This is a genomic window from Pseudomonas sp. PS01297, assembly GCF_029959305.1.
Taxonomy (GTDB): domain Bacteria; phylum Pseudomonadota; class Gammaproteobacteria; order Pseudomonadales; family Pseudomonadaceae; genus Aquipseudomonas; species Aquipseudomonas helleri.
Genome location: NZ_JASCPQ010000144.1, coordinates 1 through 8919, shown reverse-complemented (window position 1 = coordinate 8919; position 8919 = coordinate 1). Strand labels below are relative to the sequence as shown.

At 47.4% G+C, this 8919-nt stretch carries 4 protein-coding genes; 1 reads left to right on the top strand and 3 read right to left on the bottom strand.

Annotated features, from left to right (window positions below; all coding sequences use genetic code 11):
* Nucleotides 1-198: 198 nt before the first annotated feature.
* From QMX84_RS24945 to QMX84_RS24935, 3 genes are all read right to left on the bottom strand, one after another.
* On the bottom strand, nt 199-3588 hold the full coding sequence (locus QMX84_RS24945; protein WP_282365040.1) for a hypothetical protein: 3390 nt from the start codon (nt 3586-3588) through the stop codon (nt 199-201).
* A 74-nt stretch (nt 3589-3662) separates the two neighbouring features.
* Nucleotides 3663-6104: a hypothetical protein gene (locus QMX84_RS24940; RefSeq protein WP_282365039.1), complete on the bottom strand. Its 2442-nt coding sequence runs from the start codon at nt 6102-6104 to the stop codon at nt 3663-3665.
* Between the two features lie 138 nt (nt 6105-6242).
* Complete coding sequence (locus tag QMX84_RS24935) at nt 6243-8078, bottom strand: hypothetical protein (RefSeq protein WP_282365038.1); 1836 nt, start codon at nt 8076-8078, stop codon at nt 6243-6245.
* A 133-nt stretch (nt 8079-8211) separates the two neighbouring features.
* Between QMX84_RS24935 and QMX84_RS24930 the strand changes: the two genes are divergently transcribed.
* Complete coding sequence (locus QMX84_RS24930) at nt 8212-8745, top strand: hypothetical protein (RefSeq protein ID WP_278941795.1); 534 nt, start codon at nt 8212-8214, stop codon at nt 8743-8745.
* Nucleotides 8746-8919: the final 174 nt, after the last annotated feature.

Below are 8919 nucleotides of genomic sequence, written 5' to 3'. Positions count from 1 at the left end.
TATTGGCCTTGAGTTCAGGCAATGTAATCGCGCAGGTATATTGTCCAGTCCGCGGATCAACCTGCCCTTGTATGTAACTCATAAAATTAAATGCATTAGAATGCACGGACGTCGACGTAGACATAATGAGCTCCCACTATTGGATATATAACAAAGATGCACCCGCCTGCGCAGGTGCCCTCTCAAGGCTTGACGCGACTATGCCAAGATGCTCAATCTGTTTCGATTAACACCATCAAAGGTGATTCGCAGCGTGTGTTTATTTCCATATGCATCGTAAACAACAAGTGGTATTGCCGTATCAAAATCGGATTTTACATACTTGTCAAATTGCCAATATTGACGTCTCTGCAAACTAAACAACACTTGGCCAACAGGTGGTTCTTTGCCAGAAATAACGATGCTTTTCGGAAGATTGCTCTGATACGTTAATTTCCGCATGACCTCATCCTGGACATGCAATCTCATTTGGCCCTGATCATTTTTATCATCGCCAAACGCATACCCGACGACACTGTGAATATCTTCAAGAGTCGTGTCGCTTTCCCACTTAACCATACTCGAATTTTTCTCAAATACGATTTTCTTTATTGCTACCAGCTCCGACTTGACAACCAATTTCAAGTAATAATAATCCAACGTGTCTAAAACATCGTCATAGTCGCCCGGCCCTTCCACACGTGTTGGATAAGAGTCGCCATTGTCAAACGTGAACACGACACTGCCAACCGATCCGCCTGCGGGAGGTTTAACGGCGATGAGATTAATGACTTTGTTATTGACTTCACCGTCATTCTTATCAGGATTAGAGTAGAATTCTTGATAGCTATCGCTGGTCAACTTCGCAGCAATACGTAAATTTTCAACGTTATGGCATTGAACAAAAAATTCCTTGACCTCAATTTCTACAGGCTCAGGCGCCTGCACACCACCTGCAGAAGTTAGGCTTTGATGTGGATAAGTATCATATGTATTCTTGGCTTCGGTGTAATACCACTTACCGCCTTCAGGGACACCCGTCTCTCCCACTTCGGGCAAGGGTACTTTTTGCTCGGCCGTCACAAGACAAATACTGTCGTACTCCGTTTGCGATAACTTCACCTTAACACCATTTACGTCAGTGGCTTTGAAGCGCACCACAACTTTGGCTTGCTGTAGACCATTGGCGTACACCGTAGGCGCTGACGGTGTAACTTCAAAATCGAAAACATCATACGAAAGCCACTCTGACTGCCGGGCATGCTCAGACAAATGAACGATACTGTAACCAGAAACAACGTCCGCTAATGTACCTTTTACAATGCTATAGGGCGCGATAATAATGGGTGGCGCGGTGAAAACGCCCTCTTCTGTTATTGACCCTTCTCCAGCAATAACCTCCCACTCTATTGTTGGATTTCCCCCGTTTTCCATTGGAATGTTAAAAACTGCCTGACGGTTCGGCCTGACACCCGGATGAAAGTTTGGAAAGACCCCCAATGAAAACGCCCCTGAGCGAAGCAGGACAGTTGCAACTGCTGCCTCTTGTGTTTCATTGTCCACAATGTCAATCAAAACAGTTTCCAGCCCATTAGCCGCACTGCCCGAGGGTGGTGTGTAAACCGCCTCGTTGCCATTACAGACCAAGCTACCCCGATCACCGCGCGGGGTCCAGGTCAGGCTGGAACCGCTCAATGCATAGGCTTTAAGCGACACCTCTTTACGATTATCCATATCGATCAGCGACATCGCCGGTGTCACCGCCACACCCGTAATTGCGACGGTAACCAGTGCCGAAGCAGTCACCTTTTTTTGGCTAACCTCATCGAGATAAGTCGCTGTCACCACGTTACGCACAGCGGTGCCATCGAGTCGCGACACGTCAGGTGCAGTGTACACGCCCTCTTGATTGACACTACCTAGCGCCTGTTCGCCATCAATACTCCTGACAGTCCAGGTTACATCGGGAGCTCTAAAATTCACTTGTCTGATTGCAAACGCTTGGCTCTCACCCGCTTTGATAATCGGTAACAACGGATCAAGAGTGAAAGTGGTTTCTGTCGGATCGATATTACCGATCATCAACAAATCCCCTGGCAGGCGTGCCTCGGTCAGTTGTAAAGCATTCTGTTCAGGGAAGAGTAAGTTGCTAATAGCGAGAACGGAAACATCAGGCATGTCAATGACATCGAACGCGCCAAAAAGTGCCTCTAAAGGTTCAACAAGCTGTTTTTTAAAGTCAGTATCAAAATTCTCATGAAGACGCTCAGAACCCAGAGCGTAGTACTCTGTAAGATCTACTGAGCAGGAGGCTGTTGAATCGGATGCCTTCTGCAATGTGAATCTATTTTTATCACCCACCTTGGCGTCCAGATAAATATTTACGGCAGGCGAAGCATAGATATTGAAAGGCCAATCCCTATGCTGCGGCTGAGGAGGAATAATAAGAGGATTAAAGCCATGCAGATTAAATGCTTGTGTTTGCTTATTATTCATTTTAATGGCGGCCCGACCACTTGACTCACACTCTACAATCAACGCCGCCTCACGAGTCACACTGCTAAAATTCAACCCCACCGGTCCAAGATTGGCTATTGTGTAATCGTTAGCATCTTTAGACCAATCCAGCAAAACATCCGGAATCTTAATACTACCGATGCTGGCTCTTAATGATCGCGCCTTATCATGAGAGTTTGACTCTCGGTCAAATTTAAGCCCCTTGCCCAGTTGCCGCTCCAGATCAGGTTGAACATACCAATCAAACAGTACACGGCTAGCCAACACCAAAGCCCCTGAATACTTGCGCTTGCCTGTTACAGGATCAATGTCATTGGGAATAAGATAGTCCAATGATTCGCCCGTCGGCTCATTGCCTTCATTCGGATTGCCCTTGGTGTTGACCAAGAGCACCACCGCCCCGTCACCATAACTGTCGGAGCCAAGAAGGCGACCTTCATCGGTTGCCATGGTCCTGATCTTGAATGATTTAGGTGCCAGCAGACCCGCATCTTTCAGATCCAGAGTGCCCAACTCGTAAATTCGATCTTCGGGCTTTTGCTCCATGAACAGGTCTTTGAAAAAATCCCCCAGCGTTTCTTGGGCCTTAGGCTCTGCAACCAGATTACAACGGCAGTTATAGCCATCGCCAATATCAAAAATGACCTTGCCTGTATCACTGACCGTACCTGACGCAGTCTTCAAGTCGATATCCATGGTCAAAGTAAAACCCTGCTGGGCAGTGATTGTGGAGCTATAGAGGACGGTACCCGGCAGTTGGTTAGAGCCCTTGAGTCTGTACGAGGATGTGCCAGAAACGACATCCATAGTCGCTGTGACCCGAGAGTCACGCAGCGACGCTGTTTCGAAACTCAGACGCGGGTGACTTAATATGACACCCCCCAATTCGAATACTTCTCCTCCATCCGGTGTCATTGGTACGACGCCAAAAATACGCTTCAAAAAGCTGGTACTCTCAAAACGCGTAACGTACTGCTGCTCCAGCAAGCTATTAACCTTGGTGCGATTCATAAAAACCAGAGCGTCCCAGCCCAAGGTAATGGACTTACCGTGCATTCTTTCAACGAGTTCTTCCAACGAATAACCGGGCATAAATAAAATTCCTTATAAAGCATATTAAAACAATTATGAGACGCCAGCTGCACGCCAAATAAGGCTAAAACTGATTACTGCCCGCGCACTGTATTGCTCTTTTTCGCAACAAACTCAGCATGCGTGGACAGCACCGTATTGCTTACTTGGCCAGCAAGCTCAGCATATTTGGAGAGCGGTAGCGGAATGGCTAAAGAGCCATACAAAAAAATAACATCTAAATCATAAGCAGCCATGACAACTACAAAGCTACCCGGTATTAATTCAGCAGGCTCGGTATAAACACCCGTGACAGGATCAATGGCACCCGGTCCTTCCAGCACACTCCATGTGAGTTGTGGCCCTGACTCAACAGGACCCTTATTACCTATCAAATTAAATTTCACACTGCCTTTTTCAGGCGTGCTTGATTCGTCCATTGCTACGGGCATCGTAGTCAGGATTTTATTGATGCAGACATAAAACACAGCACTTACATTATTCTTTTTATCTGTCACTTTAATTTTATCGATGGGGTAAGGCACCTCTGTATCCTTAACATCCCCGGCGGTATACACACGTAGTGCCGGGTTCCCCTCCACTTTGGAGAGTGTTGACCCCCACTGCGGCGTCTCAATGACCCACTCAAGTGTCTCCCCGCTCAATGCCGTTGCTTCAAGCACCGACGTATTATTGGTATCGCAACTGGAATAAAGTGGGTTGATTTGTATCGCACTGTGGAGCACCGACACCAGAGCAGAGCTTTGCACTGGCTGCCCATTCAGTGTCCCCTTTGCAGTCACCACAACGGTGATAGCACCCTCTTTAATTTGATCTTGAGTCGGGGCCTGGTACAAACCGGTCGAACTGCATGAGCCCGCCTGATCATTTTCCCCATCCACATCACGCACTGTCCATGTAATGTCAGCGGGTAAAGGCAGCAAGGAAAACTGAAGGGTACTGCCCGCCTCAATGGTCGAGTTTATCGGGGCGATGACTGAGGTGGTGCGCAAGGGATCGATTTGCCCAAAGACGGCCAAATCGCCGGGTACAGATGCCGCCGTAAGTTGCAAAGCGTTATGACCCGGAAATAAAAGGTTGCGCAGTAAAAAAGTGTCGATATCAGGAATTTCAATATCATCGAGAGTATTTCGGACTGCACCGCGAATACTCTCAGTGATGAATTTTTTAGTGACAGCTTCACCGTCCAAATTCCAGGGAACGACTGGCTTACTGGCAAACGCCACCTCATAGTTTTCACTCACTATTGTCACCTCACTAAATTTGACGTTATTGGTCTCTACGTCAAGATTAAGCTTCAGCGACAACGCAATATTAAAGGTACACGTAAAATCAACATTTTCAGGATCATCAATTGCAACCGTGTCCACCTCACACTTGCCAGGCAGCGAGTTACTCCAACTTAACTCGATCGACGCCCCCCCTTCTCCATACGTGATACCAAAGCCATAGTTGTCATTAGCCGTATTTGAAAACTCAAAGCGCAAAGGGTTTAATTTAGAGAACGCATCCGCTTCATAACCCCATTCGGCCCCGTTCATCCAGTATTTGTAGACAACTCTTTCGGTAATATCGCCTCCACCGGCGCTTGCTTTGAGCGTTGAGGCAGCATCAGAACCGGTGTCGGACAATTGCAAAATAAGCCCATTGCCAATAGATTTCTCCAAGGCGGGCTTTAAAATTTTCTCAGCCAGCACTCGGCTCGAAAGCAACATTGAGCCGGTAAACTTATGGCCTTCTTCATCTGCGGGTATGAGGTAAGTCGCGCTTGCGCTTGGAAAAGAGGTGCCCGCTGTCCCTCCTTCCATTGTGATAAACAACATCACGGCGCCATCACCATATTCTGAATCGTTCAACAAAGCGGCCGGTGCGGATTTCATTACCTTTATTTCAAAATTTTTAGGGGTCAACACCCCATTGACATGCCCATCTATAGTGCCAAGTGAGAATTTTTTTTGCGCCGCTGGTAAAGAGTTAAAATACTCTTTAAAGCGACGACCCACGTCGTCTTGGGCCAGATCGCCAATAACAAAGGTCGCCATAAAGGTATCGGCCTGGTCGAGATCGATGATCACATCACCCACGCCATTGACGTTGCCTTTAGTGATCGGCTGATCCATCCATAATTGCGGACTATTAACAGGCAGTACCTGCATAATCCTCTTGACATAGACAACCCCCCCCAAGGCTGCTGCGGTAGTAACAATCATACCGCCAACCATATTCAGGGTTAACCTGGCGCGAGGATCAAGCTCGGGGGACGACTGCTCAAACGAAAGACGGGGCGAACTAAATTTCAGATTGAAGATGTGCTCTTTATAACTGCCATCCCCCCAAGAGGCGACAATCGAGGCGGGTTCGATATAGCCATCCTCGGTGTTAAATCGTTCAACATACAACTGCTGTAGCAGCTCGTTGGCCTTGCGTTGATCATAAAGAGTCAAAGCATCCCAGCCGTACGTTGAAGACTTATTCTGCAACGACTTTGTTAATTCAGCCAACGTCATTTTAGCCACGAGAATCTACTCCACTTAATGATTAATTAGTTGCAAGTCGCAGCATTTTTAAATGCTGCAACAGCTTCAACCAAACTGATCAGCACCCATTAATTCAGGACAGGTACTTAACCGAATATCACTCACACCGCCCTCGGCTTATGCGACCAACTTTAAGGTCAATATCTTGTTAAATAGCGTTGTCGTATTCCCGCCATCAAAACTGACACTGGCCCTTAAGCTGAATGTCGAATTAAGTGCAATACCGGCCAGCTGTGTTTTAAGCAAGCGAACCGAGACACCGCCTGTAACTTCGTCAGGCAATACGTCGCGCACCGCTATAAGGTCGAGTTCGCCTATGCCACCGGCAGTCAACCACAAACGAACGGCTTGTTCTGTCGAGATAAAAGGCCACTTCCCTATCTTTACTAAAGCGCCTGAGCCAGGAATATCCGACAGTTTCAACGTCGCTGGAGAACCGACTTGAGCCCCCTCACAGGTTATAGAAGGATGGTTGCGCAGCGGTTGAATATAAAGCGCCAGAGAGGGTTCAGCCATTTGCCCTGATACGCTGTACGTCACTTCAACTGTTCTATTGAAGTTCGAGGGGATGACAGTAGGTGGTACTTTGAACTTCATCGGGTTCAATTGACTGGGCTCTGTTACTTCACATGACCCCTTGTCATCAAAGCCTTTCCAATAGGCAATGACGGTATCACCTTCGCCGATTATGACATTCGTGGGAAGGGTAATGAGTGCGCCGCTGATCACAACTATTGGATCAAGCTCAGTCCTGTTTGCGATGACGACGCTTGCGTCCACTGTCGGGGGCGGCAGCACCAAGGGTTCTCGCACCTTCAGTTCCAGGGGAACACTTGAACCTGAAGCGTCAGCGCGGGCGTACTGAAAACGCAAGCTAACGAGGCTTCCCCTGTTATCGAGTAACCACTGATTGCTAATCGGCAATTCGATTAAACCAGTCTCGATATTGGATGAGTCGATCTTCAAAAACTGAATGGTGTGCTTGTTAGCACCACTACCTGTGCCATAGACCAGCACATCGTCGCCGACGCGAATGTCTGGATAGGCTGCAATCACAACACGGATGCCGTTAGGGAACTGACCCGGGTTGATTTCAGTACCGGTCAGGTCCTTGACACTGGGGGCAGCCAACACAGGCTTTATTGGCGCTGTGATGAGTAAGGTGCGCTGTGTCGAAACAGTCACTGGACCGGAAGGGCTAGACGCATGGGTGATCTCGTAATGCAGGGTGACGGACCCACCACGCAACTGAGAAAAATTGGCTTTTGGCACATCCCAACTCAATACTTGCCCCGGATTATTGGTTCGGTCAGTATCCGTATCACTCAACGTTTTGACGGGCAGATTCACAGTACTGCCATCACTACCATCCGCCTTCGTCCCTTTCCAGATAACCCTGACCTTATCGCCATTAGACATAACGTTATAAGGCACTATCGCAAGCATTGCATAGGCTTTGAGCGCGTCAAGGTCCAACTGATTATCATGCGACTCTTTTATCTGTGGTGCCGACAGCCAACCCACTGGACCGACACCAAAATGAATTCTCTTGGACTCTTCTCTGGGGTCACCGTTAGCCCGTTCAAGATAAAAGGAATAAAACACTTGTCCTTTATTCAATGACACTACCAAGTCATTGGCCACCGTCATTAAAAAACCCAATTCTCCCTCTGTCGACGGGTCGATAAAAATCGGTGTGTCCTTGATATCAACGGGATATCCGTTTTCTTTACGACCCAGCCAACTCTGATAAATCACATCGCCGCCTTGTGGGTTATCGTACTTGGCATAGGTGTTCAAGGGCCCACCGTTCAAGTGTTGTGGATCAATCGTATTGTTGATTAAAAGCGGGATGACGGGTGCATCCAAATCACCAACTGCCATGGCGCTGTTCCTTGTAATAAATGTGTAAGTGGATAGTTTACCCACTGAAAAATTGACTATTAGGTTCATGTTGTACGCCCTATTTTTCAGGCTGTGTACTAGCAGAAGTACTAGGTTGCCAAGGCCTTCACAGGTGCTAAAGTCGGGATGAAGGCAATTTCAAATCCCACTTTTCGTGGACAACCAATGAGGCTATATATATATGAACAACTCTACATTTCCAATGGCTGCATTTTGCGCAGGCGTGATGCTCTTCACCATCAATTGTTTTGCCACCACAACGCCACAGGCAACTCATAACTCCTATGGACTCATACACTTAATCGATGACAAAGGTGCCGAGAAATGTACATTGGCCGTCCCGGAAACTTCAAAAACATTCGACTTTAGTTCCAGCAGTGAATATTGCGAGAATGATTCCGTCTCCTCGTTCTGGCTTGAAAATGTACCGTCCGCCACATTAATTCAGTTTTATGATAACGCTTGGTGCAATGGCGCTCAGGCCCCTAGTGTTTTTTACTTCAAACTTAAAACCACCAAAAACCCCACTGACTGGAGCGCATCGATTCCTCGAGAAACGACTATTGATGGTTTGAGAAACATTAATGTCGGCGGATTAATCTCCAAAAAGAATACTCGCATGGAAGAAAAATTTATTGGATCAGAATACGCTAATAAAAACCTGAACGAACGAATCAGCTGTGTCTATATCGAGCGCTCCCAGCCTGTCAACTAATCCACTATCAATATACCGCCCCCTTCCCTGGTTGCAACGAGGCTCTCTTCATGGCCATCTCCACCACTGTATCGTCTAATGCTTTTAATTTTTTAAACTTTATCCAAAGCCAAGTTGATCCGCGGACTGGACAATATACCTGCGCGATTACATTACCCGAACTCAAGGCCAATC

Excerpts from the sequence above, each read along its gene's own strand:
- QMX84_RS24945 (WP_282365040.1), bottom strand. The coding sequence starts at position 3,588 with ATGCCCGGTTATTCGTTGGAAGAACTCGTTGAAAGAATGCACGGTAAG.
- QMX84_RS24935 (WP_282365038.1), bottom strand. The coding sequence starts at position 8,078 with ATGAACCTAATAGTCAATTTTTCAGTGGGTAAACTATCCACTTACACA.
- QMX84_RS24930 (WP_278941795.1), top strand. The coding sequence starts at position 8,212 with ATGAACAACTCTACATTTCCAATGGCTGCATTTTGCGCAGGCGTGATG.